General features: G+C 72.1%; 20 protein-coding genes and 2 pseudogenes. 10 read left to right on the forward strand and 12 right to left on the reverse strand.

Translation table 11 applies throughout. The features are described from left to right. Positions 1-72 precede the first annotated feature (72 nt). Positions 73-1,089: an aspartate-semialdehyde dehydrogenase gene (locus tag ABT300_RS25870; RefSeq protein ID WP_351680081.1), complete on the reverse strand. Its 1,017-nt coding sequence runs from the start codon at positions 1,087-1,089 to the stop codon at positions 73-75. 316 nt (positions 1,090-1,405) lie between these two features. Here ABT300_RS25870 and ABT300_RS25875 point away from each other — a divergent pair, with 316 nt between their 5' ends. Together ABT300_RS25875 and ABT300_RS25880 are read left to right on the forward strand one after the other, a co-directional pair. Next, positions 1,406-1,948, forward strand: coding sequence for a sigma-70 family RNA polymerase sigma factor (locus tag ABT300_RS25875; protein ID WP_351680083.1), 543 nt, complete (start codon positions 1,406-1,408; stop codon positions 1,946-1,948). 1 nt (position 1,949) lies between these two features. Continuing rightward, positions 1,950-2,804, forward strand: coding sequence for a hypothetical protein (locus tag ABT300_RS25880; protein ID WP_351680086.1), 855 nt, complete (start codon positions 1,950-1,952; stop codon positions 2,802-2,804). 308 nt (positions 2,805-3,112) lie between these two features. Here the strand turns inward: ABT300_RS25880 and ABT300_RS25885 are convergent, their stop codons facing one another. Beyond that, entirely contained in the window at positions 3,113-6,427 is a 3,315-nt protein-coding gene (locus ABT300_RS25885) for a S8 family serine peptidase (RefSeq protein WP_351680089.1), read from the reverse strand. Between the two features lie 251 nt (positions 6,428-6,678). On the opposite strand from ABT300_RS25885, the pseudogene ABT300_RS25890 reads away from it, so the two are divergent. Next, positions 6,679-7,116, forward strand: a pseudogene (locus tag ABT300_RS25890) (NUDIX hydrolase); the annotation flags it as partial. A 189-nt stretch (positions 7,117-7,305) separates the two neighbouring features. After that, positions 7,306-7,761 carry a cupin domain-containing protein gene (locus ABT300_RS25895; RefSeq protein WP_502977994.1) on the forward strand — a complete coding sequence of 152 codons (456 nt, stop codon included), beginning with the start codon at positions 7,306-7,308 and terminating at the stop codon, positions 7,759-7,761. 18 nt (positions 7,762-7,779) lie between these two features. Here ABT300_RS25895 and ABT300_RS25900 read toward each other — a convergent pair whose 3' ends face one another. Continuing rightward, on the reverse strand, positions 7,780-8,838 hold the full coding sequence (locus ABT300_RS25900; protein WP_351680091.1) for a hypothetical protein: 1,059 nt from the start codon (positions 8,836-8,838) through the stop codon (positions 7,780-7,782). A 235-nt stretch (positions 8,839-9,073) separates the two neighbouring features. Then, positions 9,074-11,665 (reverse strand): aminopeptidase N, encoded by a 2,592-nt coding sequence (pepN, locus tag ABT300_RS25905; protein ID WP_351680094.1) that lies wholly within the window; start codon positions 11,663-11,665, stop codon positions 9,074-9,076. Between the two features lie 151 nt (positions 11,666-11,816). Between pepN and ABT300_RS25910 the strand changes: the two genes are divergently transcribed. After that, the gene (locus ABT300_RS25910; RefSeq protein ID WP_351680097.1) at positions 11,817-12,461 is read left to right on the forward strand and encodes a mycothiol-dependent nitroreductase Rv2466c family protein; all 645 of its coding nucleotides are present in this window, start codon (positions 11,817-11,819) and stop codon (positions 12,459-12,461) included. 54 nt (positions 12,462-12,515) lie between these two features. Here ABT300_RS25910 and ABT300_RS25915 read toward each other — a convergent pair whose 3' ends face one another. The 6 genes from ABT300_RS25915 to ABT300_RS25940 all read right to left on the reverse strand — a co-directional run bounded on the left by ABT300_RS25915 (position 12,516) and on the right by ABT300_RS25940 (position 18,033). Further along, entirely contained in the window at positions 12,516-12,749 is a 234-nt protein-coding gene (locus ABT300_RS25915; RefSeq protein ID WP_351680100.1) for a hypothetical protein, read from the reverse strand. A 263-nt stretch (positions 12,750-13,012) separates the two neighbouring features. Beyond that, positions 13,013-13,915, reverse strand: a complete 903-nt coding sequence (locus ABT300_RS25920) for a TauD/TfdA dioxygenase family protein (protein WP_351680103.1) — start codon at positions 13,913-13,915, stop codon at positions 13,013-13,015. Between the two features lie 14 nt (positions 13,916-13,929). Next, a complete protein-coding gene (locus tag ABT300_RS25925; RefSeq protein WP_351680105.1) occupies positions 13,930-15,270 on the reverse strand; it encodes an LLM class flavin-dependent oxidoreductase in 1,341 nt (446 codons plus the stop codon). Between the two features lie 146 nt (positions 15,271-15,416). Then, positions 15,417-16,154, reverse strand: coding sequence for an ABC transporter ATP-binding protein (locus ABT300_RS25930; protein ID WP_351680107.1), 738 nt, complete (start codon positions 16,152-16,154; stop codon positions 15,417-15,419). Further along, positions 16,130-16,972, reverse strand: coding sequence for an ABC transporter permease (locus tag ABT300_RS25935; RefSeq protein ID WP_351680109.1), 843 nt, complete (start codon positions 16,970-16,972; stop codon positions 16,130-16,132). Before ABT300_RS25935 ends, ABT300_RS25930 begins: the two co-directional genes overlap by 25 nt. Before the next feature lie 5 nt (positions 16,973-16,977). After that, on the reverse strand, positions 16,978-18,033 hold the full coding sequence (locus tag ABT300_RS25940) for an ABC transporter substrate-binding protein (RefSeq protein WP_351680112.1): 1,056 nt from the start codon (positions 18,031-18,033) through the stop codon (positions 16,978-16,980). Positions 18,034-18,771: 738 nt separating this feature from the next. Between ABT300_RS25940 and ABT300_RS25945 the strand changes: the two genes are divergently transcribed. Continuing rightward, positions 18,772-19,350, forward strand: coding sequence for a biotin transporter BioY (locus tag ABT300_RS25945; protein WP_351680115.1), 579 nt, complete (start codon positions 18,772-18,774; stop codon positions 19,348-19,350). A 102-nt stretch (positions 19,351-19,452) separates the two neighbouring features. On the opposite strand, the gene ABT300_RS25950 is transcribed toward ABT300_RS25945, so the two are convergent. Further along, positions 19,453-20,952, reverse strand: a complete 1,500-nt coding sequence (locus ABT300_RS25950; protein ID WP_351680118.1) for an amino acid permease — start codon at positions 20,950-20,952, stop codon at positions 19,453-19,455. Between the two features lie 217 nt (positions 20,953-21,169). On the opposite strand from ABT300_RS25950, the gene ABT300_RS25955 reads away from it, so the two are divergent. Further along, entirely contained in the window at positions 21,170-21,655 is a 486-nt protein-coding gene (locus tag ABT300_RS25955; protein WP_351680121.1) for a ribose-5-phosphate isomerase, read from the forward strand. Between the two features lie 95 nt (positions 21,656-21,750). Continuing rightward, positions 21,751-22,557: an Fpg/Nei family DNA glycosylase gene (locus ABT300_RS25960; protein ID WP_351680124.1), complete on the forward strand. Its 807-nt coding sequence runs from the start codon at positions 21,751-21,753 to the stop codon at positions 22,555-22,557. Between the two features lie 66 nt (positions 22,558-22,623). On the opposite strand, the gene ABT300_RS25965 is transcribed toward ABT300_RS25960, so the two are convergent. Continuing rightward, entirely contained in the window at positions 22,624-23,892 is a 1,269-nt protein-coding gene (locus ABT300_RS25965; RefSeq protein WP_351680127.1) for a GNAT family N-acetyltransferase, read from the reverse strand. A 163-nt stretch (positions 23,893-24,055) separates the two neighbouring features. Between ABT300_RS25965 and ABT300_RS25970 the strand changes: the two genes are divergently transcribed. Continuing rightward, the gene (locus ABT300_RS25970) at positions 24,056-25,240 is read left to right on the forward strand and encodes a SpoIIE family protein phosphatase (protein WP_351680130.1); all 1,185 of its coding nucleotides are present in this window, start codon (positions 24,056-24,058) and stop codon (positions 25,238-25,240) included. Between the two features lie 47 nt (positions 25,241-25,287). Continuing rightward, a pseudogene (locus ABT300_RS25975) lies at positions 25,288-25,362 on the forward strand (HD domain-containing protein); the annotation flags it as partial.

Genomic DNA, 25,362 nt, shown 5'->3' on the forward strand with positions numbered 1-25,362 from the left:
CGTTTTCCGCTCCCATCTGGTGGGGGCCGCCCCCCCCGCGGGCGGCCACCCCTCGGCAACAGTACGAGGGCGTCAGCCCCTGAGCTCGTCCGCCACCAGCTCCGCGATCTGCACCGCGTTCAGCGCCGCGCCCTTGCGCAGGTTGTCGTTGGAGATGAACAGGGCGAGGCCGTGCTCCACGGTCTCGTCCCGGCGGATGCGGCCCACGTAGGACGGGTCCTTGCCGGCCGCCTCGAGGGGCGTCGGGATGTCGGTGAGGACCACGCCGGCGGCCTCGGACAGCAGCTGCGTCGCGCGCTCCGCGGACAGCGGACGGGCGAAGCGGGCGTTGACCTGCAGGGAGTGCCCGGAGAACACCGGGACCCGGACGCAGGTGCCGGAGACCTTGAGGTCCGGGATCTCCAGGATCTTGCGGGACTCGTTGCGGAGCTTCTGCTCCTCGTCCGTCTCGCCCAGGCCGTCCTCGACGATCGAGCCCGCCAGCGGGACCACGTTGAAGGCGATGGGACGCCTGTAGACCTGCGGCTCGGGGAAGTCGACCGACGCGCCGTCGTGGGTCAGCCTGTCCGCGTCCGGCGCCACCTTCTGCGCCTGGCCGTGCAGCTCCGCCACGCCCGCCACGCCCGACCCGGACACCGCCTGGTAGGTGGCGACCACCAGCGACTCCAGGCCGGCCTCCGCGTGCAGCGGCTTCAGGACCGGCATCGCGGCCATCGTGGTGCAGTTCGGGTTGGCGATGATGCCCTTCGGGCGATTCGCGATCGCGTGCGGGTTCACCTCGGAGACGACCAGCGGGACCTCGGGGTCCTTGCGCCAGGCGGAGGAGTTGTCGATCACGACCGCGCCCTGCGCGGCGACCTTCTCCGCGAGCGCCTTCGACGTCGCGCCGCCCGCGGAGAACAGGACGATGTCCAGCTCCGCGTAGTCGGCCGTCGCCGCGTCCTCCACCGTCACGCCGTCCAGGACCGTCCCCGCCGAGCGGGCCGACGCGAACAGGCGCAGCTGCGTGACCGGGAAGTCCCGCTCCTTGAGGATCCTGCGCATGACCGTGCCGACCTGACCGGTGGCTCCGACGATTCCGACCCTCACGGCGACTCCCTCTGTCCGTCCCATTTACCTGCGTGCTGCCTGGCCGAGGCCATTTCCATGATGCGGCCGACCCCGGCCCGCCTGTCCAATTCTTTGCCCCCCATGCCCGAGGGCTGGGACGCCCCGCCGGGCCCGCCGGTTGCGGAACTCCCTCCCACACCCCGCTGAGCTGGAGGAATTCGCCCCGTGCCCGCCCCGCACCGCAAGCTGTGCTGCCGCGTGCGCCGGTGTGACGTACGCCTCTGCGCCATTCCTCACGCCTGTGCCGAACGTTTCCGCGGCCCACGGCGTCGTAGAGGAAACGCGGCAGGGAGGGGTGGCTGTGCTGCGCAGAAAAGCCCACCGCGTCCAGGGGGACGGGACCGTGTCCGGCGACGACCCTCTGGACGCGGCGCAGGAACGCCGGGTGCGGGCGGTGCTCGCGCTGGGCGGGGTGCCGCAGGCGGACCTGCCGGACGGGGTGCAGCAGGTCCGCCTGCGGTTGCTGGAACGCGCGGCGAAAGGTTACGAGGCGCCGCGCGACGTGTCCGCGTGGGCGGCGGTCGTGGCCTCCAACCTGGCGATGGACTGGCACCGCGCCAAGCGCCGTCAGGAGCGGCTGGGGGAGCGGCTGGCCTCGCTGCGCCAGCACGAGCCGGTCTCGGGCGAGGACACCAGCGTGCTCTCCCTCGCCGTCGCCCAGGGCCTGGACGAGTTGCCCGACGCCCAGCGGCAGGTCCTCGTCCTGCGTTTCTACGCCGACCTGCCGGTGCGCTCCATAGCCCGGGAGCTGGGCGTCCCCGAGGGCACCGTCAAGAGCCGTCTGCACACGGCGGTCCGGGCCCTGCGCGCCCGCCTGCACGAGGACGAGGTGGTGTGACGTGACCGCGGAACACGACGGCCGCGCCGGTCTGGACGCGCTGATGGCAGCGATCTGCGACGAGCCGCTGCCGGACGAGAGTCGCGCGGACGACGCCTTCATGGCGGAGCACCGCTCGGCGACGGCCGACCTCGCGCTGCTGCGCGAACAGCTCGGCGCCCTCGCGGACGCCCTCACGGCGGAGTCGGCGGAGCCGGCGGGACCGGCGGACCGGGCGGGCCGACGGGGCGTCCCGGCACACCGGTCCGGACGCGTGCGGCGCCCCCGGCCGTCCCGTCCGTCCCGGTTCCCCCAGCCGTCCCGGCCCACGGCGGCGGCCCGGCTGCGGCCGCTGGTGCTGCGCGCCGCGGGCGTCGCCGCCGCTGGAGCGATGGTCTTCGGGGTCGGCTGGGGTGTCTTCCAGGTGGGTCAGGGGGCGTCCGACGACGCCGACGCCAAGGCGAGCTCGGCGAGCGACGAGGGCACGGGCGCCGGCCGGGCGGGGTCCGAGGGCGCCGGGGACTCCGGCAGCCCCCTCGGCGACCCCGGGTACCTCGTCTGCGCCCGGCTCGTGGTGGAGGGCGAGGTGACGGACGTCCGCCCGCTGCCCGGCACCGCCCGCGAGCGCGTCACGCTGCGCGTCACGCACGCGTACCGGCCGGCCGTGAGCGCGCCGGAGGCGGACTTCGAGATGGAGCGCGACATGGACCCGCTGCTGGCGGAGGGCGACCGTGTGCTGGTCGCGCTGGGGCGGGGGTCGGCCACGCCCGACGTCTGGGCGGTCGGCGAGGCCGACATCGCCCCCGAGCGGACCGCGCTCCTCCGGGCGCTGCCGGAGACGGACGGCCTCACCTGCGACGCAGCCTCGCCCGGCTGACCGGCTGACCGGCTGACCCCGCTGACCGGACAGCGGGGCCGGGCCGGATCCCGGGTCGCGGAGCGCGTGCACCGGCGGGGCCGGTCAACGGCGGTCGACGCCCGCCGGCCGGCCCGCCGTACGGGTACCGGGTCGCGCGGCGCAAGCTCCGGCAGGGGCCGGGTCAGCGGCGGGCGGCACCCGCCGGGTGGCCGGACGGACCGACGGACGGCCGGGCCCGCCGGGCGGGTCCCCGGGCGCGGCGAGGGGCGGGAACGGCGAAGGGCGGGCGCCCTTGTGGACGCCCGCCCCCATTGCCGTGCACGGTGTTACGGGGTGACCTTCTCGATCGCCACGCTGCCGGAGCCCGCGACGGTGCCCCGCGCGTTCACCAGCTGGACCTGGCCGAAGAAGGCCCGGCCCTCGGGAGCGGCGGCCGCGGCGGTGACGGTCGCGCTGACCGACGCCGTGGCGCCCGTGCCGAGCTTCACCGGCGTCGACTCGTCGACGCCGACGGTGCCGAGGGCGGACGAGAAGAACACGTCCAGGTAGTCGTACGCCGTGGTGCCGGCCGGGACGGAGAAGCCCGCGACCTCGATGGTGTACGTGCCGGCGGCCGGCGACGGGATGGAGACCGCCTCCTCCGAGTCGCCGTCGGCCTGCTGCGCGACCTGGTTGCCGGCCGCGTCGAAGACCGTGAGGTCCAGGTCGGCTGAGGCGTCCGAGGCCTTGCCGATGGAGACGTCGAGCGACTTGGCGCCGGCCGGGACCTCGACCGTGGTGGTCTGGGTCGCGCCGTTCGCGATGGTCGGACGGGTCGCCTTGGACGAGCCGAGCGGGCCGCCGACCAGCTTGCCGTCGATCGCGGCGAAGTTGTTCTTGACCTTCCAGGAGACGGCGGCCGGGGTGCCGACCTTCACCTCGGGCACGGTCACGGTCGCCGGGTCGAAGACGGCGCCGTAGACGGTCGCGTCCAGCTTGTACGGGTTGTCCAGCAGCGGCGAGGTGCGACGCGACTCGACCTCGATCTCCCAGACGCCGGCCTGCGGGTTCGGGTACGAACGGGCGTCCGGCCGGCAGCCGTTGGTGTTGGGGTAGTTGCTGTAGCAGTAGATGGTGGAGCTGTCCTCGACCGCGACGCCGTACGGGTGGATCGAGATGAACCGGGTCTGGCTCTTGTCCTTCAGTCCGCCGATCGCGACCTCGAAGGACTTCGCGCCCTCGGGCACGGTCAGGAAGTACGACTGGAAGCTGTTGCGCTGCACGGTGTTCGACACCGAGAACGTGTGCTTCACCGGCGTCGAGACGACGACCGTGTTCAGGATCTGCTTGTCGACGCCCTCGGTCTTCGGGTCGTCGACCTCCAGGATGGCGCTGGCGATGCCCGCGGCCTTCGGCTTGGCCTGGATCCTGACGGTGACCGGCTTGTTCAGCGGCAGCTTCACCTCGTCGTCGCCGAGGATCTTGAAGGTGCCGGCCGCGTTGTTCTCGAGCTCCAGCTCGTGGCGGACCGCCTTGTCGGGGCCGGACGTACGGGTGATGGTGACGTCGTACGTCTTCTTCTGCCCGGCCTTCAGACCGCTCTCGCGGTCGTAGACGCCGGTGCCGAAGCCCGGGGTCTTCAGGGCCTGGTCGAGCGCGGTGTCGACCGGGGCCTTGACGGTGTAGTCGTGGGCGGTGGCGCCCTTCCTGATGGACTTCCAGGCGTCCACGACGTCGATGGCGCCCGCGCCTTCCTCGTACGCCTGCACACCCTTGATGTGGTGGGCGGTCGAGGTCAGCGCCGTGCGCAGGATCGCCGGGGTGAGCGCGACCTTGGACTGCTTGGCGGCCGAGATCAGCAGCGCCGAGGCGCCCGCGGCCTGCGGGGAGGCCATCGAGGTGCCCTGCAGCATGGAGTAGCCGGCCGGCAGCGGGTAGCCCGCGTCGGCGACCGGGGAGCCCGGCAGCCAGGTCTGGGTGGTGTTGATCGCGGCGCCGGGCGCGACGAGCGTCGGCGTGAAGCCGCCGTCCTCACGCGGGCCGCGCGAGGAGAACGGCAGCAGCGCGTACTTCTTCGTCACCTGCGAGCCGTAGTTGGCGGCCCAGGTCTCCTTGGAGATGGCCGCGCCGACCGAGATCACCTTGTCGGCCAGACCGGGGTCGCCGATGGTGTTCGCGCCGGGGCCCTCGTTGCCCGCGGAGATCACGAGCTGGACGCCGTAGGTGTCGATGAGGCGCGTGTACAGCTCGGCGCGTGCGTTGTTGCCGTCGTTCAGACCCGGCAGACCGCCGATCGACATGTTGACGATGTCGACGCCGCGGTTGACGACGAGGTCGATCATGCCCTCGGTCAGGGCCACGTTGGTGCAGCCCGGGCCGAAGATGCAGGCGCGGGAGGAGACGAGCTTCGCGCCGGGCGCGGCGCCGTTCATGCTGCCGCCGAACAGGCCGTTCGCGGCGGTGATGCCGGCCACGTGGGTGCCGTGCTCGCTCGCGATGAGACCGATGTTGGCGAAGTCGGCCTTCTTGCCGACCCAGTCGCCGCCGAACGGGTCCATCGGCACGTCCTTGCGGATCTGCACGACGAACGGCTGGCGCTCGGCGACGTCGGTCGCCGGGTTGTCGGTGCCGAAGTACCCGACCTGGTAACCGTCCTTGTACGGCTTCATCGCGGTGTCGTCGGTGAAGTCGCCGTTGGCGTTCACGTCGACGGCGACCGTGCCGGCCGCCGCGTCGTACAGGACGCCCCACACGTCGGTGGTGTCGCCGTCGCGGTTGACGTCGCCCTTGGCGTCGCCGCCGGCGGTGGCGGACTCGCGGAACAGGTTGACCTGGTACGAGCCGGGCTTCGCGGTCCAGGTGCGGCCGCCGAAGGTGAAGCTGGGGCCGGACACGGAGGTCGTCATCGGGCGCCAGGAGGCGTCGCCGTCGAGGATCGGGTCGGTGGCCGTCACCCAGTCGACGATCTTGCGCTCGCCGGTGGTGGTCTTCTGCAGCGCCGGGTGGCCGAGGTCCACGCCGGAGTCGAGGATGCCGATGGTGACGCCCCGGCCGTCCGCCTTCGGGTTCTTCTTCACGAAGTCGACGGCGCCCGTCTCGAAGGACGGGTTGTACGGGTTCTCGGCGGGCGTCTTCCGGCTCGGCGCCGGGTAGGTCTTCGTCTTCGCGGCGGACCTGCCGGACTTGGCGGTGTCCGCGCTGGGCGCCGGGTCGTCGAGGACGATGTTCTGGCGCAGGTCGATGGCGTGCACCGAGGACAGCTTGGCGGCCGCGGCGATCGCGGAGTCGGCCTTGCCCGTCGGGACGGTGGCGCGGACGTAGCCGAGCTTGTCGTAGGACTGGCCCACGGAGCCGCCCTTGACCGCGTCCAGCTCCTCGGCGACCTGCTCGGTCTGGCCGGGGGCGGTCGCGACCATGAGGGTCACGTTCTTGTCGCCGGCGGCCTTGGCCTCGGCGAGGAGGTCGGCGTCGTCGGCGCCGAGCTTGTCATGGGCGGACTTCACGCCCGGGTCGGCCGCGACCGGGGGCTGGCCGACGTCGGCGGAGAAGGCCATGGGTATCGGTCCGGCCGCGGACAGCGCGGCCACGAGGCCCGCCGCCACGGCTATCCGGGCCACGCGTCTAGCGCCCGATATCGGTTCACGCTCGGGGGTGAGGGTCATCGGCATCCCTTGTAGGTAAAGGAACGAGCAGCGCGTGATGCAGGCCGTTCCTGCCTGATCACGGGCCTCCGGAATGCGCTCCCGGATGACCGCAAAGTTTTGCCTAAGAGTCAGTTGTTTGGGGAGAGTTGACCGAATCGATATGGATGTATGGGGAAAACCCTCTACGAGTCTCCTGTGGGCTCACTGTCCGGCGGCTGTGCGGCCGGAAATCCCCTGCCCGGACGGACGGGTCCGGCTACCGTCCCCGTATGCGCAAGAAGTTGAGGGTGGCGGCCTACGCCGTCTGTGTCCGCGACGGAAGGCTGCTGCTCGCCCGCTCGCCGGCGCCCGACGGCACTCTCGAGTGGGTGCTCCCGGGCGGGGGCATGGAGCACGGCGAGGACCCCCTCGACACGGTCGTGCGCGAGCTCGACGAGGAGACCGGCTACCGCGTCGAGGTGACCGGCCTGCTCGGCATCGACTCCTCCCGCCGCACCCTCCGCGAGGGCCTGCGCGGTCTCGTGGAACACCACGGCGTGCGCATCGTCTACGAGGGGCGGGTCGTCGGCGGGGAGCTGCGGCACGAGGTGAACGGCTCCACCGACATGGCCGCGTGGCACGACCTGGACGCGGTGCCCTCCCTCACCCGGGTCCGCCTGGTCGACACCGCGCTCGCCCTGTGGCGCGAGCGCCCGGCGAACGGCCGTCGATCCCTGTCCCCACAGCAGACCCGGCCCCCCGAGCCGCCCCCGACACCCACCGGGACCGCGTCGTCCGCCGGGATCGCACCCGCCGGGACCGCGCCCGGGGAGGCCGCGCCCGCGAGGGAGGCTGTGCCGCCCGCGGAATGAGAGGGGCCCGCGGCTGTCCGCCGTCCCCTGGACCTGCTCATCCCGTTGGCCCGCGCGCATCGCGTCGCCCTCGACCAGCTGGTCGCCGCTCCGGCCAGCGGCGACCCCCGGGTGCACCTGCGGCCGCTGCGCAAGGCGCACGGCAGCGTCCTCGTGCCCTTGACGCGGTATCCGGGCCGGGTGCAGGTCTTCAAGCAGGTGCTGTCGCCCCGGGAGCCACGTCTGGTGACCCACGACGGCTACGAGTGGCTGTACGTCCTCGCGGGCGAGCTGCGTCTGATCCTCGGCGCGCGCGAACTCGTCCTGCGCCCGGGCGAAGCAGCCGAGTTCGACACCGGCGAACCGCACTGGTTCGGTCCGGCGCACGACAGCGCGGTGGAGATCCTCCACCTCTTCGGTCCCCGGGGCGATCAGGCCGTCGTCCGCGCCGGGCGGCCCGCGTCGTCGCCGCGGTCGCACGAGGAGGGGCCGCCGCCGGCGGCCCCTCCTCTCCCCTCCTGATGCCTCCCCGCTGCGTCCCTACCGGGGAAGCACCACGACGTACGCGGCCGGGTCGCGGTCGCCCGACGCCATCAGCGCCGTGCGGACCACCGCCGCCTGCTGCTCGCTCGCGTCCCGCAGCTTCTTCGGCGTGACGTGTACGACGGTGATACCCAGCCGCTCCAGGTGCTCCCGCTTGCGCGCGTACTCGGACCACAGCGCGTCCTCGTCCTGGCGCGGGGCCCGGGTGTCCAGCTCCACCGCCACCGCCTGTTCCGGCCAGTAGGCGTCCAGACCGCCGAGGTGGGGGCCGCCCGGCAGTCGCAGGTCCACGTTCCAGACCGGGTCGGGCAGGCCGTGTTCGCGCACCATCGCGTACAGGCGGCCCTCCGCGATCGCGCGGCCCTCGGCGAGCAGCGCGTCGACGGCGTCCACCACATGCGGTCGGCTCAGCAGCTTGGCGTCCGTCAACTCCCGCACCACGGCCGTCGGTTCGCAGTGCCCCCCGCGCACCGCCTCCGACAGCAGCCGTCGCACCACGCCCGCGTCCGTCAGTTCCGCCACCGCGTCGGCCAGTGCGCGCGGCACCGGCGCCACCGGGACCCCGGTCGCCTGCTCAGGGGCCGGCAGCGAGGCGGTGCGGACGATGTGCGCGCAGCCCGTGGAGCGCAGCCGGCGCAGCCGCGGCACCAGGACGTCGACGTGCTCCAGCGACGTCAGCGGCGGGGCGGATGCCAGACCGTGCAGGTTCAGCGCCGCCAGACCCGTGATCATCGCGTCCCGGTACGCCGGCCGGTGCGGGTCCCCCGGGGCGGGCTGGGACGGCACCCCGGGCGCCGACGTCGCGCGGGCCGCGTACATCAGCACCGCGTGCAGCCGCTCCTCGCTGGTGGGCGGCCCCGGGTGGAGCAGGTACACGCCGGGCAGCACCTGCTGCCAGGGCCCGCCGGGACGGCACTGCTCGTCGGCCTCGGCGGGCGCGACGCCCTGCGCGCGCAGACGGGCGACGGTGGCGACCCGGCGGTGGACGTCGGAGAGGTGGCGGACGGGGCGGGGGGACGCCGAGGGGACGCGGGGGAGCGGGGTGTTCTGGGTCATGCAACGGGGATTCCGCACTCGCCGGGCCGATTAACCGCTGTTACACGCCCGTCGACAAATCGGGACAAGTTCGCCCTAAAGGACGGGTGTTCGGATGCCGAGTAGGCGCCGAAAACCCCTGGTCCCGGATGAGGGGACCAGGGGTTACGGGTCGGATCGACTGAATTCCGTAACGGTGACCGTCGGCAGAATTCATGGCCAAAGGCAGGGCCTCGGGGAAGCCTTCGGCGAAGCCCTATTCGGCCGCGGTCCCCGCTTCGGCCCGCGCGTCGCACGCCTGTCCGCGCAGGCCCCGCGCATGGTCGTCCCACGCCTCGAGGACCAGCCGGCGCAGCGCCGGGGGCGCCGAGTCGTGCGCGGCCAGCCAGACGTCCGTCTCCACCAGCGTCTGCGGGGAGTCCTGCAGGGACGGGAACAGGCCCTTGACGATGGTCATCGCGATCTGGATGGAACGCTCGGACCACACCCGCTCGATCGCCGCGAAGTACTTGTCCCGGTACGGCGCCAGCAGCTCCCGCTGCGAGGGCTGGCCGAACCCGGCGATCGTCGCCTCCACCAGGGCGTTGGACAGGGCGTCGGACTCCACCACCTGCGCCCACGCCTGCGCCTTGACCGCCGCCGAGGGGCGGGCGGCGAGGCAGCGGACCTGGTGGCGCCGGCCGGACGCGGTGTCGTCGCGGGCCAGTTCGGCCTCCAGCGCCTTCTCGTCCGCATAGCCGTGCGCGGCCAGCGGCTCCAGGAACGTCCAGCGCAGCTCCTGGTCGACCTCCAGCCCCTCGACGGTCGTCGTGCCGTCCAGCAGACCCTGCAGCAGCTCGAATCCGGCCGGGCTCTCGGCCGTGCCGGCGAAGAACCGCGCCCAGGCCAGCTGGTGCTCACTGCCCGGCTCGGCGGCGTACAGCTCGCGCTCGGCGCCCTCGGCCAGCAGCCGTGCGCCGGTCTCCCGCAGCGGCGGCGCCACGTAGTGCACCAGCGCCGACTCCGCCCACGCGTGCAGCATCTGCAGCACGCCGATGTCCGACTCGCGCCCCGCGAAGCGCAGCACCAGCCCGATGAAGTCCCGTGCGGGCAGCAGCGCGTCCCGCGTCATGTTCCACAGCGCCGACCAGCACAGCGCGCGGGCCAGCGGGTCGGCGACGTCGCCCAGGGAGGAGCGCAGCGCGTCCAGCGAGGTCTCGTCGAAGCGGGTCTTGCAGTACGTCAGGTCGTCGTCGTTGACCAGGACCAGCTCCGGGGCCTCCTGGCCGGCCAGGTCCGCCACGATCGTGCGCGGACCGTCGACGTCCGCCTCGGCGCGCGCGTACCGCACCAGACGGCCCTCCTCCCGGCGGTACAGACCGACGGCCACCCGGTGCGGCCGCAGCTCCGGGTGGGACTCCGGGGCCTCCTGGAGCACCGCAAGCTCGGCGACCCGGCCGGCCGCGTCCAGCAGGACCTGCGGCGTCAGCGAGTTGACGCCCGCCGTCTGCAGCCAGGACCGCGCCCACGCGCCCATGTCCCGGCCGCTGGTCTCGCCGAGCACCGACAGCAGGTCGCCGAGGCCGGTGTTGCCGTACGCGTGCCGCTTGAAGTAGCGGCGGGCGCCCTCCAGGAACGCGTCCTGGCCGACGTAGGCCACCAGCTGCTTGAGCACGCTGGCGCCCTTGGCGTAGGTGATGCCGTCGAAGTTGAGCTTGGCGTCCTGCAGGTCGCGGATGTCCGCGGTGATCGGATGCGTGGAGGGCAGCTGGTCCGCTCGGTAGGCCCAGGCCTTGCGGCGGTTGGCGAAGGTGATCCAGGCGTCGCGGAAGCGCGTCGCGCCCACGTTGGCGAAGGTGCCCATGAAGTCGGCGAAGGACTCCTTCAGCCACAGGTCGTCCCACCACACCATGGTGACGAGGTCGCCGAACCACATGTGGGCCATCTCGTGCAGGATGACGTTGGCCCGCGCCTCGTAGGAGGCCTGCGTCACCTTCCCGCGGAAGATGTACTCCTCGCGGAAGGTCACCAGGCCCGGGTTCTCCATCGCGCCGAGGTTGTACTCGGGCACGAACGCCTGGTCGTACTTGCCGAAGGGGTACGGGTAGTCGAAGTGGTCGTGGAAGAAGTCCAGGCCCTGCCGTGTGATCAGGAAGACGTCGTCGGCCTCGAAGTAGGGCGCCAGTCCCTTGCGGCACATCGCGCCGAGGGGGATCTCCAGCGTCGTGCCGTCGCCGAGGTCGCGCGTGTACGTGTCCGTCACGTAGTGGTAGGGACCGGCCACGACACAGGTGATGTACGTCGAGATCGGCTTCGTCTCCGCGAACCGCCAGACCCCGTCGGCGCGCTCCCCGGCGCCGTTGCTCCACACCGTCCACTCCTCGGGTGCGCGCACCTCGAAACGGAACGGGGCCTTCAGGTCGGGCTGCTCGAAGGTGACGAAGACCCGGCGCGCGTCGGCGGGCTCGTACTGCGTGTAGAGGTAGACCTCGCCGTCCTCCGGATCGACGAAGCGGTGCAGGCCCTCGCCGGTGCGGGAGTAGGCGCACAGGGCGTCCACCACCAGCTCGTTCTCCGCCGCCAGGTCCTCCAGCAGGATCCGGGCGCCGTCGAAGACCTCGCCGGGGTCGAGGTCGCGGCCGTTGAGGGAGACGGACGTCACACTCGGCGCGATCAGGTCGGCGAAGCTCGACGCCCCGGGCTCGTTGCAGCGGAACCGGACCGTCGTGACCGACCTGAAGGTGCGCGGCGCGTCCCCGGACCGGTCGCCGACCGCCGAACGGACGTCGAGGGACACGTCGTACCCGTCGACGGACAGCAGGGCGGCCCGCTCCCGGGCCTCGTCGCGGGACAGGTTCTCACCGGGCACGGGCGGTACTCCCTCACTGGGTGGCGCATGGGTCTGGCGGACAGGAGCGATCCTGTCATGCGCCCCTGACGCGGGGCAGCAGGGAATGTGCGGCACGGGTCGCGGCGTTGAGCGGGAAAGCTGTGTCTGCTGAGGATCTCTAGGGAGAGACATGTCGGAGAAGACCCCCGTCGACTTCTGGTTCGACCCGCTGTGCCCGTGGGCCTGGATGACCTCCCGGTGGGTGCTGGAAGTGGAGAAGGTCCGTGACATCGAGGTCCGCTGGCATGTGATGAGCCTCGCCGTGCTCAACGAGAACAAGCTCGACGAGCTGCCCGAGGAGTACCGCGAGATGCTGGCGGTCAAGGCCTGGCAGCCGGTGCGCGTGGTCACCGCCGCCTGGCAGCTGCACGGCGAGGACGTCCTCGGCCCGCTGTACACCGCACTCGGCACGCGCATCCACAACAACGGCGAGGGCCCGACCGTGGAGGCCATAGCCGGTGCGCTGAAGGACGTCGGCCTGCCCGCCTCCCTGATCGAGTACGCCGAGCAGTCGGACTTCGAGTTCGACGCCCAGCTGCGCGCCTCCCACAAGGAGGGCATCGAGAAGGTCGGCCAGGACGTCGGCACCCCCGTCATCGCCGTGCCCGGACCCGACGGCGAGCAGATCGCCTTCTTCGGCCCCGTCGTCACTCCCGCCCCTCAGGGAGAGGAGGCCGCCCGCCTGTGGGACGGCACCCTCGCGGTGGCCTCGGTCCCCGGTTTCTACGAGATCAAGCGCACCCGGACCAAGGGCCCCGACTTCAGCAACCTGTGAGGCCGTGACGCCCCGCGGGCCGTGCCCGCGGGGCGTCACGCGACCGGCACCGCGCTACGGCGTCCGCGCAGGCGCGCCGAACTCCTCCGGCAGATCGAAGCCGGACTTCCAGCTGAAGTAGGACTGCACCCGCACACAGCCTTCGCGGGTGCAGCGCCGGTACTTGTCGAGATCCGCCCTGTGCACCTGAGCCTGCGTCAGGGCGAAGTCGCGCTCGTCGCCCCGCAGGCGCCGGAAGTGCTGCTCGGTGTCCCCGCAGTTGGGGCAACGCCGCTTCACAAGACCCATGCGGGCCACTTTCGCCCGCGACGCCTCCGTTGGGAAGCCCCCACGCCCGCACCCCGTCGCACCGCGCGGCGCAGCGGCCCCGCGAGTCCTGTCCTCGCCGGGGCAGTGTGCAGACGGGCATGCGTGGTCCGCCGAACCTCTTGTCGCAAGCAGCTTGCCCTGCGCCCTGGCGACAAAAGGCCCTCACGGGTGCACCGTGAGGGCCCTTCGGGGTCGAGCAGGTCAGTCTGAGACGGGACGCGGCCGCCGGGCGCGCGGCGCGCTCACGCCGCGACGGGCGTCGCGACGGTCGTGTAGTGCGCCGCGTCCCCCTCGATCGAGTAGCTCTCCTTGCCCTCGACGCCGACCGGGACGTCGCCGGCGACGGTCACCCGGTGCAGCCGGCGCGGCCGCTTGTCGTAGTTGTCGACGGCGTAGTGCTGCGTGATGCGGTTGTCGAACAGCACCAGCTGGTTCTGCGACCAGCGATGGCGCAGGACGTTCTCCGGACGGACCACGTACGACTGGAGCAGGTCGAGGATCCTGCGCGACTCGCCCACCGACAGCCCCACGATCCGCTGCGCGAACCCGCCGATGAACAGGCCGCGTTCGCCGGTCAGCGGGTGGACCCGGACCACGGGGTGCACGGTCTTGTACGCGATGGACGTGAACTGGGCGCGCTGGGCGTCCCGTTCCTCGTCGACGTCCTCCGCGGGCGCCGCGTAGTCGTAGTCGTTGGTGTGCTCGGCCCAGAGCGTGTCGGCCAGGGCGCGCAGCGGTTCGGGCAGCTGACGGTAGGCGGCGGCCGAGCTGGCGATCAGGGTCTCGCCGCCGTAGGGCGGGACCGTGATGCTGCGCAGGGTGCTGGCCTGCGGCGGGTTGAGGACGAACGTGACGTCGGTGTGCCAGTGGTTGGCGACGCCCCGCTCGCTGTCCACGGGCAGCACGTTCGGGGCGCCGTCGACGGCGGGCACGGTCGGGTGCGCGGTGGTGACGTCGCCGAAGTGACGGACGAAGGCCTGCTGGCCCTCGTCGTCGAGGTTCACGTCGTCGAAGACGAGCGCCTTGTGGACGTTCAGCGCCTCGCGCAGGGCGGCACGGGTCGCCTCGTCGAGGGGCCCGGCGACGTCGACGCCGCTGACGTGGGCGCCGATGTTCGCGGAGAGCTTGCGCAGGTGGAGGGACATGGGGGTGAGTCCTTTCAGACGGTGGCGAGTGCGGGGCCGACGTACTGGTTGGCGGGGCGGGGCAGCCCGTACCGCTCGCGCAGGGTCGTGCGCGGGCCGTACTCGGTGCGCAGCAGCCCTCGGGCGCGCAGGATCGGGACGACGTGGTCGACGAAGGCGTCGAGGCCGGAGGGGAGGACGGCGGGCATGATGTTGAAACCGTCGGCGGCGCCCTGCCGGAACCAGGTCTCGATCTTGTCGGCGACCTGTTCGGGCGTCCCCGCGAAGGTGAGGTGGCCGCGGCCGCCGCCGAGCCGCCCGATCAGCTGCCGCACGGTGAGGCGTTCGCGCCGGGCCAGCTCGACCACGAGCGTGTAGCGGCTCCTGGCGCCCTCGATGGCCTGCTCGGACGGCAGGGCGGCAGGCAGCTCGGCGTCCAACTCCAGTGTGCCGGGCTCCAGTTCCAGCAGGGACTCCAGCCGTCCGACGCCGTGCGCGTACACGATGTGGTCCTCGAGGACCCGCTCGTGCGCTCGCGCCTGGGCCTCCGTGGAGCCGATCACCGGCACGATCCCCGGCAGCACCTTGATGTGCTCCGGATCGCGGCCGGCCGCCGCCGTGCGGGCCTTCAGGTCGGCGTAGAAGGCCTGCGCGTCGGAGAGGGTCTGCTGAGCCGTGAACACCGCCTCCGCGTACCGGGCGGCGAACGCCTTGCCGTCCTCGCTCGAGCCCGCCTGCACCAGCAGCGGGTAACCCTGTGGCGAGCGCGGGACGTTGAGCGCGCCCTCGACGCTGAAGTACGTCCCCCGGTGCCGGGGCGGGTGGATCTTGCGGTCGTCGCCCCAGACGCCGGACGCCTTGTCGGCGACGATCGCGTCGTCCTCCCAGCTGTCCCAGAGCTTCAGCGCCACGTCGAGGAACTCGGCGGCCCGGGCGTACCGCTCGGCGTGCGCGGGTTCGGCGTCGAGGCCGAAGTTGCGGGCGGCCTCCGCGCCGGCCGTGGTGACGATGTTCCAGCCGGCCCGGCCGCCGCTGATGATGTCCAGCGAGGCGAACTTGCGGGCCAGGTTGTACGGGGAGTTGTAGGAGGTCGACGCGGTGGCGATCAGGCCGATGTGCTCGGTCGCCGTCGCGAGCGCGGTGAGCAGGGTGAGCGGCTCCAGCGAGCCGGCGGGCCGCTGCGCCAGGTCGCTCCACAGCTGCGGACCGTCGGCGAGGAACAGCGAGTCGAAGGCGCCGCGCTCGGCGGTCCGGGCCAGCTGGACGTAGTGGCTCAGCTCGACATGGGCGTACGGATCGCTCTCGGGCAGCCGCCACGAGGCCTCGTGATGACCGGTGTTCATGAGAAACGCGTTGAGGTGAAGCTGGCGGGGCATGGCGTGTCCTTCAGACAGTCGGGGGAGGGGGAACGCGGGGGACGCGGCCGTCCGGCGTTCGCGGACGGGGCCCGTTCAGGGCCGGAGCGGGGGCCCGGAGGCGACGGCCCCCAGGAGGCGGACGGACCGGCCGGCGCCGGCCGGACTCAACCGACGTCCGCCGTCACGCCCAGCGCCGCCAGCAACCGCTCGCGGTACTCGCCGAGCAGCGGATCCCGGTACGAGCGCGGATGCGGCCGCTCGATCGTCAGGTCGAGCCCGATCCGGCCGTGCTCGAGGACGAGGACCCGGTCGGCGAGCACGATCGCCTCGTCCACGTCGTGCGTCACGAGCAGCACGGAGGGCCGGTGGCGCTCCCACAGCTCCCGCAGCAGGGTGTGCATCCTGATCCGGGTGAGTGCGTCCAGCGCCCCGAACGGCTCGTCGGCCAGCAGGAGTTCGGGCTCGCGGACCAGCGAGCGGGCCAGCGCTGCGCGCTGCGCCTCGCCGCCGGACAGCTCGTTGGGCCAGGCCCGTTCGCGTCCCTTCAGCCCGACCTCGGCGAGCGCCTCCCGCCCCTTGCGCTCGGCCTCCCTGCCGTCGAGGCCCAGCAGCACGTTCTGCAGCACCCGCCGCCAGGGCAGCAGCCGCGAGTCCTGGAAGACGACGGAGACGCGCTCCGGCGCCGCCAGCTCTCCGCTTCCGGCGACCGCGTGGTCCAGGCCCGCGACCGCCCGCAGCAGGGTGCTCTTGCCGGAGCCGCTGTGCCCGAGCAGGGCCACGAACTGTCCGGCGGGGATGTCCAGGTCGACGGCGTCGAGGACCGTGCGCCCGTCGAACGACCGGGTCAGACCGCGCAGCCGGACGGCGGAGGCACGGGTCAGCTGCTCAGTGTGCGGCGCCATGACAGCACCCTCCGTTCGACGAGACGGACCGCGCTGTCGGAGATCAGACCGAAGACGCCGTAGATGAGGAGGCCGACCAGGATGACGTCCGACTGGCCGTAGTTCTGCGCCTGGAACATCAGGTAGCCGAGGCCGCTGGTGGCGTTGATCTGCTCCAGGACGACCAGACCGAGCCAGGAGCCGGTGACGCCGAGCCGGAGTCCCACGAAGAATCCGGGCAGTGCGCCGGGGATCACGATCTCCCGGATGAACCGCACCTTCGACAGGCCCTGCACCTCGGCGAGCTCGACGAACCGGTGGTCGATGCCGGACAGCGCGGCATGCGTGTTGAGGTAGATCGGGATGTAGACGACGATCGCGATGATCGCGATCTTGAAGGTCTCGCCGATGCCCAGCCACAGGATGAACAGCGGGATCAGGCCGAGGGTCGGGATCGCCCGGTTGAGCTGCACGGTCCCGTCGATCAGCGCCTCCCCGGTCCGGGACAGCCCGGACGCCAGGGCGAGCGCGACGCCGGCGGTCAGACCGATCGCGAAGCCGTATCCGGCGCGCTCCAGCGAGGTGAGGACGTCGGTGGCGAGCGTGCCCTCGCTCCACAGCCGGGCGCCGGTCTCCAGCACGGTCCAGGGTGCGGGGATCGCGGCGGGGTCCAGCCGCCCGGCTGCGGAGGCGGCGGCCCACAGGGCGAGGACGACGAGCGGTCCGACCATGCGGGCGGCGGGCAGGCGTCTGCCGGGGGAGAGGCTGCGGCGGCGCCGGCGGCGGGGCGCCGGTCCGGCGGCGGCGACGGGCGCCGTGCTCAGCGTGGTGGTGGTCATGGCGGTCACTTCCGGTACTCGGCGGCTACGGACTTCGCGGCGATGCCCTCGAAGCGATGGTCGAAGAGCGAGGAGACGTCGAACTCCTTCACGAAGCCGCCCTCCGCGAGCAGATCGGCGGTCTCCTGCTCCCACCGGATGGCCTCCGCCCAACTGGGCGGGAAGAGCGGCTTGTTGGCGAGCGCGGTGATCGACTGGGCCTGGGCGAGGTTCAGGTTCTGCGTCTTGACGTAGAACTCCTCGTTCCACACGTCCGGGTGCTCGTACTGCCACACCTGGCCCTGCGCCCACTGCGGGATGTACGCGGCGACCGCGGCCGCCTTCGCCCTGTCGTTCAGCACCGACGCCGGCGCCCACAGCAGGTTGAGCAGGTCGACGACGTCGGTGGTGACCGTGCGGGCGCCCTTGGACCCGTACTGCTGGAGGTAGGCGGGCGCCTGGGTGTTGCCGAGCGGGGCGACGTCGACCTGCCCGGACTGCAGCGCGGTGAGGAACTGGTTGCTGGTCAGCGGGACGAGCTTCACGTCGTCGTACTTCAGACCGGCCTTCTTCAGCGCCCGCAGCAGGACCACGCCCTGTGCCTGCCCCTGCGAGAACGCCAGCTTCCGGCCGCGGAAGTCGGCCACCGTGCGGATGTCGCTGCCGGGCTTGGTGGCGAAGAGATAGTTCGGCTTGCGCGTGATGTTGATCGCGACGATCTTCGCGTCGAAACCCTGGAAATGCGCCTGGATCGGCGGAATTCCCGCGTTGTTGGCGAGGTCCAGGGACTTCGCGCGGAATGCGTTGATGACGTCGGGACCGGCCCCGATGTTCAGCCAGTCCGACACCTCGAACGGCAGCGCGGGAAGTCTCGCCAGCTTGAACTGCAACTGCTGGACGTTCTGGAAGGAGGCGATCTTCAGGCTCGTGCCGGCGGGCACCTTGGCCGCGAGCGGGGCCGTGGAGGCGCCCTTCCCGGCCGCCGCGGCGCTGCTCTCGGCGCAGCCGCTGAGACCGGCGACACCGGCGGCGGCGCCGAGCAGAGAAGTGAGGAAGACGCGTCGGTCATAGGTGGCAGGCACAGCAGGACTCCCGAGGGGAAAGAGCGGAAACGCAGGCGGAATTCAGGGCGCCGTCACGGAAAGGCCGTCCCGGTCAGGGGAGTGCACGCGTGGACGGGCGATGCGCGGAATGTGCGCGAAACGGCGTGTGAAAACGCCGGAGGAACGGTGAGGAAGGGCGCGCCCGGCGCGCCGGGGGCGTCAGCAGCAGAGAGTGCGACAGCTCATGGAGTGATTTTCCCGTCCGCTGGCGAAGCGGGTCGACGTTCGGAGTCTTCGCATCAAGTCGCTTGTGGCGGCAGGGCGAACGGGTCCCGGTAGAACACGTCCGGCGCCACCGCGCCGCCGGCCACGGCCGGCGCGGCGTCCGGCCGAGGCGCTCAGCGACCGCGCCTCAGACCGGCCGACGACAGGTGGCCGTGCCCTGGCGTCGCAGGTCGACGTAGCGACGCGACGTGAGGTTTCTGGACTGGTCGAGGGCGGGCATGGCCGAAAGCGTAGGGCAGCGATCCTGAATCCCACCAGACCACTAGGATTTAGTTGGCGGGAGTTCACAATCCCGTCACGCACGGAAAGGTGAGCGAAACATCCCCACCTCAGTGATCGGCGTCACCCCGTGACCGGTGTAACCGACATCCTTTGTGTGGAGCCCACCAAGCCGCGGTCCTCCGCTTTGTCGAGCGTTGACGGAGAGCGGCTCAACCGCGCTGGGATAGCGTCGCCGTGTCCCGATCCGCCCCCGATTCCCGCGGAGTCCCCATGAGCACCGCCGCCGCCACCCCCGCACGCCCCGGACAGGTCCTCGCCGACCTGCTCCCGGCCTCCCGCGTCCGGGACGTCGCGCTCGTACTCGGCGGCGCCGCGCTGACCGGACTCGCCGCCCAGATCGCGGTCCCGGTCCCGGGCAGCCCCGTGCCGGTGACCGGTCAGACCTTCGCCGCGCTGCTCGTCGGCACGACCCTCGGCGCCCGTCGCGGAGTCTCCTCGCTCGCCGTCTACGCGCTGGCCGGTCTGGCCGGCGTGCCGTGGTTCGCGGACGGCGCCTCCGGCATCGGCGTCTCCTTCGGCTACATCCTCGGCATGATCCTCGCGACGGCCGTCGTGGGCGCCCTCGCCCGCCGCGGCGCCGACCGCTCCGTGCCGCGCACGGCGGCCGCGATGCTGCTGGGCGAGGCCGTCGTCTACGCCGTCGGCGTCCCGTACCTGGCCTACGCCGCCGACCTCTCCGCCTCCCAGGCGATCGCGGCGGGCCTCACCCCCTTCCTGATCGGGGACGCGGTCAAGGCGGCCCTGGCGATGGGCCTGCTGCCGACGGCGTGGAAGCTCGTCAAGCGGTAGGCGTCCACGAAGGATTGCGGCGGATCGCCAAGGAGCAGCCCGGACGCGGCGAACAGGGGGCCGCCCGAAGCGAGCCCCCTGTTCGCCGACCGCTCGGCCCCGCTAGACCTCGTCGGCCGGGGAGCCGGCAGCGACGGAGGACTTCGCCGCTGGGTCGGCGGGGGAGTGGCCGGTCCGCGCCCCCGCGCCCCGCTCCTTCACCACGGCGACGACGACCACGACCGCGGCGACGAGCAGCGACAGCAGCACCGTCGTCCGCCCGCTGCTCTCCCCCTCCGTGTCGGTCAGCATGTAGCCGAGCACGAAGACGATGAGGGCGGCGGTCGCCCAGGTGAGATACGGGTAGAGCCACATCCTCACGACCAGCTTCTCGGGCGCCTCGGCCTGGATGATCTTCCGCATCCGCAGCTGGGAGAAGCAGATCACCAGCCAGACGAACAGCGCCACGGCGCCGCTGGAGTTGACCAGGAAGAGGAAGACGGAGTCCGGGAACCGGTAGTTGAAGAAGACGGCGACGAATCCGAAGACCACGGAGGAGACGATCGCCGCCATGGGGACGCCACGCCTGGTCGTGCGGGCGAAGGCCTTGGGCGCGTCGCCCCGCTCGCCGAGTGAGTAGGCCATGCGGGAAGCCGTGTAGAGCCCGGAGTTGAGGCAGGACAGCACGGACGTCAGCACGATGAAGTTCATGATCTGACCGGCGTGCGCGATGCCCAGCGAGTCGAGGGCGGCGACATAGGAGCCCTGCTCCTTGATGGACGGGTCGTCCCAGGGCAGCAGCGTGACCACGACGAAGATCGAGCCGAGGTAGAAGACGCCGATCCGCCAGATGATGCTGTTGGTCGACTTGGTCACGGCCCGCTGCGGGTTCTCGGACTCGCCCGCGGCGAGGGTCGCGATCTCGCTGCCCATGAAGGAGAAGACGACGAGCAGGACGCCGGTGAGGATCGCGCCGGGTCCGTTGGGCAGGAAGCCGCCGTGCCCGGTGAGGTTGCCCAGCCCGGCCTTGTCGTCGTCGACGCCGGGGAGCACGCCGAACACGGCGAGACCGCCCACGACGATGAACGCGCCGATGGCGACGACCTTGATGCCCGCGAACCAGAACTCGAACTCGCCGTAGGAGCCCACGGAGACGAGGTTGGTGGCGGTCAGCACGACCATCACGATGAGCGCCCACCCCCACTGGGGAACGGCGGGCATCCATCCTTCGAGGATCTTGGCCCCGGCGGTCGCCTCCACGGCCAGCACGACGACCCAGAAGAACCAGTACAGCCAGCCGATGGAGAACCCGGCCCAGCGTCCGAGCGCGCGGTCGGCGTGGGCGGAGAAGGATCCGGAGGTCGGATTGGCCGCGGACATCTCACCCAGCATGCGCATCACCAGCACCACGAGCGTGCCGACGAGCGCGTAGGAGAGCAGGATGCCGGGCCCGGCGGTGGCGATGCCGGAGCTGGAACCGACGAAGAGTCCGGCGCCGATGACGCCGCCGATGGCGATCATCGACAGGTGCCGGTTCTTGAGGCCTGCCTGAAGTCCGGAGCCGGGTTCTCCGGCGCCTCCGGGGCCTGGTGCGGCCTTGGCGAGGGTCGGCTGCGAAGTCATGGGGATGTCTTTCCTTTGCGCCGCGTGAGGGGAATCAGGGGGATCGTGCGGTGGGGGGCGTATGAGCCGGTCCAGTGAATCCGAGGCAAATGAATTCAGGAACCTTTGATTTCAGATCGTTACTTGAGGTTTTCCTGAGCTTCCACGGTATTGCGGGGCGTTTCCAGACGCGGCACCCGGGGCTGCTACCCCGCGGCCCCCATGTCACACTCGTCCCATGCGCGTGTATCTCGGCTCGGACCATGCCGGCTTCGAACTCAAGAACCACCTCGTCGAATGGCTCAAGGCGGCGGGTCACGACCCGGTCGACTGCGGGCCCCACATCTACGACGCCCAGGACGACTACCCGCCCTTCTGCCTCCGCGCGGCGGAGAAGACGGCGGCGGACCCGGACTCCCTCGGCATCGTGATCGGCGGCTCCGGCAACGGCGAGCAGATCGCCGCGAACAAGGTGAAGGGCGTCCGTGCGGCGCTGGCCTGGAGCGAGGAGACCGCGTCCCTCGGCCGCCAGCACAACAACGCCAACGTCGTCGCGGTCGGCGCCCGCATGCACACCCAGGACGAGGTGACGAAGTTCGTCGAGACCTTCCTGGCCACCCCGTTCTCCCAGGACGAGCGTCACATCCGCCGCATCGACATGCTGGCGGACTACGAGACGACGGGCGACCTGCCCCCCGTCCCGGCCCACCACCCCCAGCAGTAACCTCCGGCCGAGGCGGAAGACGCCGCCCACCCGACCGGACCGGACGGGTGGGCGAGACGGGTCCCGGACAGCCCGGGCGGGGAAGGAACACACCGGTGCCGGAAGGCCACACGATCCACCGACTGGCGCAGGACTACGCCCGCTTCACCGGCCGGCCCCTGCAAGTGAGCAGCCCGCAGGGCAAGTTCGCCGCCGCGGCGGCCCTCCTCGCCGACGCCCCGCTGACCGGCGCCGAGGCCCACGGCAAGCATCTCTTCCTCGGGTTCAGTGCCGACCGGTGGATCCACATACACCTGGGCCTCTTCGGCAAGGTCACCTTCGGACCGGCCCCCGCCCCGCCGCCCACCGACACCGTCCGGCTCCGCCTCGCCGCCCCGACGTCCTACGTCGACCTGCGGGGCCCCACGACCTGCGCCCTCATCGGGGACGAGGAGAAGAGCGCCGTGCACGCCCGGCTCGGCCCCGACCCGCTGCGCGCCGACGCCGACCCGCAGGCCGCCTACGCCCGCGTCTCCCGCAGCCGCTCGACGATCGCCGCGCTCCTCATGGACCAGAAGGTCATCGCCGGCGTGGGCAACGTCTACCGCGCCGAAGTCCTCTTCCGGCGCCGTGTCGACCCCTACCGCGCCGGCCGGACCGTCACCCCCGCCGAATGGGACGCGATCTGGTCCGACCTGGTCGCCCTCATGCGCCAGGGCGTCCGCGACAACCGCATCGACACGGTCCGCCCGGAGCACACCCCGGAGGCGATGGGCCGCCCGCCGCGCGTCGACGACCACGGGGGCGAGGTGTACGTCTACCGCCGTGCACACCAGCCCTGCCACCTGTGCGGCGACGCCGTCCGCACCGCCGACCTCGCCGCCCGCAACCTCTTCTGGTGCCCTACCTGCCAGAAGAGCTGACCGCCCCCCGGAGGCCGCGGTACGCGACGCCGCGGCACCCGAGGGCCGGTACCCGAGGGCGCGGCACTAGAAGCCGTGCGGCAGCCACGGGGCCGTGACCGCCCCGAACCCCAGGGCCGCCTCGGCCAGCGCCCCTCGCCTGACCTCCCGTACCCGCCCGGCCGCCCCCAGCGCCGCCAGGCTCACCCCGCCGAGGTAGGGCGCGCCCAACTCCCGTACGGACAGGGCGAGATCGGCCGCGTCGGACGTCCGCGAGCACACCGCGCCCTTGGCGTCCCCGGAGAGCCGCCAACGCCCCGAGTTCCAGGGGCAGAACGCGTCCTCGACGTCCAGCACCACGTCCACCGGCGCCTGGTACGTGCGCGCCTCCAGCGCCGCGCCGACCTCCACGAGCCGCACGTACAACGCGTCCCGCACCCGCAGTTCGCACCGCCGGACGTCGGACACGAGATACTGCCACCCGTCGTCCACCGGCCGCCCCCGCACCTCGAGCGAAGCGGTGAGGTCGATCCCGAACAGGAACCGCCACAACGCGGCCTGCGACGGCGCGTCGACCGCGGTCAGATCCTGGAGCAGCACCCGCCCGTTCTGCCCGCCGGGCCCCCACTCGGGACGCACCCGGTACCGGACGTAACCGGTGACCTCGCCGCCCCGCTCGGCCAGCACGCACTGCAGCGGCGACGCCCCGCCCCGCTCGCTCTCCGGATCGAGCAGTCCCAGCCGCTCCCAGCCGGGCCGCCGCGCCAGCATCCCGGCCCGGCCGGGCACCGTCCGCGCGTACACCGCCTCGCACACCGCGAGTTCCGCGCCCAGGTCGGCGTACCGCAGCCGGACCTCGTCCGTGCCGTCCGGGACGGCCAGCCGCACCCGGTCGGTGTCGATCTCCGCCTGCAGCGCGAAGGTCGCCGCGCCATACCCGAACCGTCCGTAGATGTCCGGCTCGGAAGCGGTGAGAACGGCGAGCGGACGCCCCTCCGCGCGCGCGTCGTCCAGCATCCGCCGCATCATCGACGCCAGAATCCCGCGCCGCCGGTGCGTCGCGCTCACCCCGACCATCGTCACGCCGGCCGCCGGCGTCGACGTCCCGCCGGGCACGGTCAGCCGGAAGTCGTACGCTCCCGCCGTCGCCACGCACGCGTCGCCGTCCCACACGCCGAGACAGCGGTCGTACGGGGTGAGCGACCGGTAAAGCTCGCGCTCCTCGACCGACTCGGGGACCCCGCCGAAGGCGCGCAACAGAGCGTCGTACCAGGTGTCCCATTCGTCCTGCCGCAGCACCCGCATCTCGGTCGTCGTCGCCCGCGCCGTCCCGCCGTGACTCGCCTCACTCGTCATGGGCTCATGGGTAGCAGGCGGACGAGGGCCGGGCCAGGGAATTTCGCCCTCTTTGCGGCGGGAGCGCTTTCCATGACGTTCACTGTGAAGTTGAACCTCGGACGGGGGACAAGTGGGACCTCCCGTGCCAAGCGGCGGGTTGGATGGATAAGGTCCCGAACTAATGGCAGCAGGACGACAGCGGCGCGCGGAAGCCGAGACGTTGACGGCCCGGTTGAAGCACTTGATGCACCGGGTCCGCACCGGCGTGCGCAGAAGCGCCGTCGACTACTTCCGCGGCGACGGCTCGGACTGGATCGCACTCGCCTTCCTGCTGCTCACCGTCCCGCTGATCGCCGCCACCACACTCGCCAACTCGGTGTGGTGCTCCCCGGCCGCCCTCGTCCTGCCGATCGTCACCGGCGGCCTGCTGCTGCGTCCGTCGAGTCTGCTCGGGCTGTACGCGGCAGCCGCGACGGCCCTCATCGTGGAGTCGGTGCAGCTCGGCCCGTACACGGAGGGCCCCAGCCGGGTCACGCCCGGCGTGGTCCTCGTGGTCGCCGCATGCGGTTTCTTCGGGCTGCTCATCGCCCAGTTCCGCAGCCGGGTCGGCGTGCCCTGGCGACGCGGCGGAACCATGCTGTTCGACCTGCGCGAACGCATCCGCGTGCAGAGCAAGCTGCCGAGCCTGCCGCCGGGCTGGCACCACGAGATGGCGCTGCGGCCCGCGGGCGGCCAGTCGTTCTCCGGGGACTTCGTCGTCGCGGCCCGCACCAACGGCGGCCGCACGCTGGAGGTCGTCCTCACCGACGTCTCCGGCAAGGGCATGGACGCCGGCTCGCGCGCGCTGCTGCTCTCGGGCGCCTTCGGCGGCCTGCTCGGCTCGCTGCCCCCGCACGCCTTCCTCCCGGCGGCCAACGGCTACCTGCTGCGCCAGGACTGGGACGAGGGCTTCGCGACCTCCATCCACCTCGTGCTCGACCTCGACTCCGGCGACTACGAGCTCTACTCGGCCGGTCACCCGCCGGGCCTCCAGCTCAGCGCGGGCAGCGGCCGCTGGGAGGAGAAGGCCGCGGAGGGGCCCCTCCTCGGGGTGTACGACGGCGCCCAGTTCGACCCGGTGAAGGGCTCGCTGCGCCCCGGCGACGTGCTGATGCTCTTCACCGACGGCCTGGTGGAGACCTCCGACCGGGACATCGTCGAGGGCATCGACCGCCTCACCGGCGCGGCCGACCGCTATGTCGCCGGCGGTTTCCAGGGCGCCGCCTGGCACCTGATCGAGGCCGTCGCCAAGGACGTCAACGACGACCGCGCCCTGCTGCTGATCTGCCACGAGGGCCCGACGGCCCAGTCGGCGGCGCTGTCCTGAACCCGTGAGCTCCCCGATGCGGTGAGCTCTCCCGAGAGGAGAACGCCGTGCTGACCGAGTCCGAGGTCGAGGCCGTCGCCCGCGCCGCCCACGAGGGGCAGACCGACAAGGCGGGCCGCCCC

Source organism: Streptomyces sp. NPDC001027, assembly GCF_040299045.1.
Taxonomy (GTDB): Bacteria; Actinomycetota; Actinomycetes; order Streptomycetales; family Streptomycetaceae; genus Streptomyces.

Bases quoted from the DNA above. Each gene is read 5' to 3' on its own strand.
- ABT300_RS25935 (WP_351680109.1), bottom strand. From the start codon at position 16,972: ATGACCACCACCACGCTGAGCACGGCGCCCGTCGCCGCCGCCGGACCG.
- ABT300_RS25955 (WP_351680121.1), top strand. From the start codon at position 21,170: ATGCGCGTGTATCTCGGCTCGGACCATGCCGGCTTCGAACTCAAGAAC.
- ABT300_RS25965 (WP_351680127.1), bottom strand. From the start codon at position 23,892: ATGACGAGTGAGGCGAGTCACGGCGGGACGGCGCGGGCGACGACGACC.
- ABT300_RS25900 (WP_351680091.1), bottom strand. From the start codon at position 8,838: ATGACCCAGAACACCCCGCTCCCCCGCGTCCCCTCGGCGTCCCCCCGC.
- ABT300_RS25930 (WP_351680107.1), bottom strand. From the start codon at position 16,154: ATGGCGCCGCACACTGAGCAGCTGACCCGTGCCTCCGCCGTCCGGCTG.
- ABT300_RS25970 (WP_351680130.1), top strand. From the start codon at position 24,056: ATGGCAGCAGGACGACAGCGGCGCGCGGAAGCCGAGACGTTGACGGCC.
- ABT300_RS25920 (WP_351680103.1), bottom strand. From the start codon at position 13,915: ATGTCCCTCCACCTGCGCAAGCTCTCCGCGAACATCGGCGCCCACGTC.
- ABT300_RS25925 (WP_351680105.1), bottom strand. From the start codon at position 15,270: ATGCCCCGCCAGCTTCACCTCAACGCGTTTCTCATGAACACCGGTCAT.
- ABT300_RS25950 (WP_351680118.1), bottom strand. From the start codon at position 20,952: ATGACTTCGCAGCCGACCCTCGCCAAGGCCGCACCAGGCCCCGGAGGC.
- ABT300_RS25910 (WP_351680097.1), top strand. From the start codon at position 11,817: ATGTCGGAGAAGACCCCCGTCGACTTCTGGTTCGACCCGCTGTGCCCG.
- ABT300_RS25945 (WP_351680115.1), top strand. From the start codon at position 18,772: ATGAGCACCGCCGCCGCCACCCCCGCACGCCCCGGACAGGTCCTCGCC.
- ABT300_RS25915 (WP_351680100.1), bottom strand. From the start codon at position 12,749: ATGGGTCTTGTGAAGCGGCGTTGCCCCAACTGCGGGGACACCGAGCAG.
- ABT300_RS25885 (WP_351680089.1), bottom strand. From the start codon at position 6,427: ATGACCCTCACCCCCGAGCGTGAACCGATATCGGGCGCTAGACGCGTG.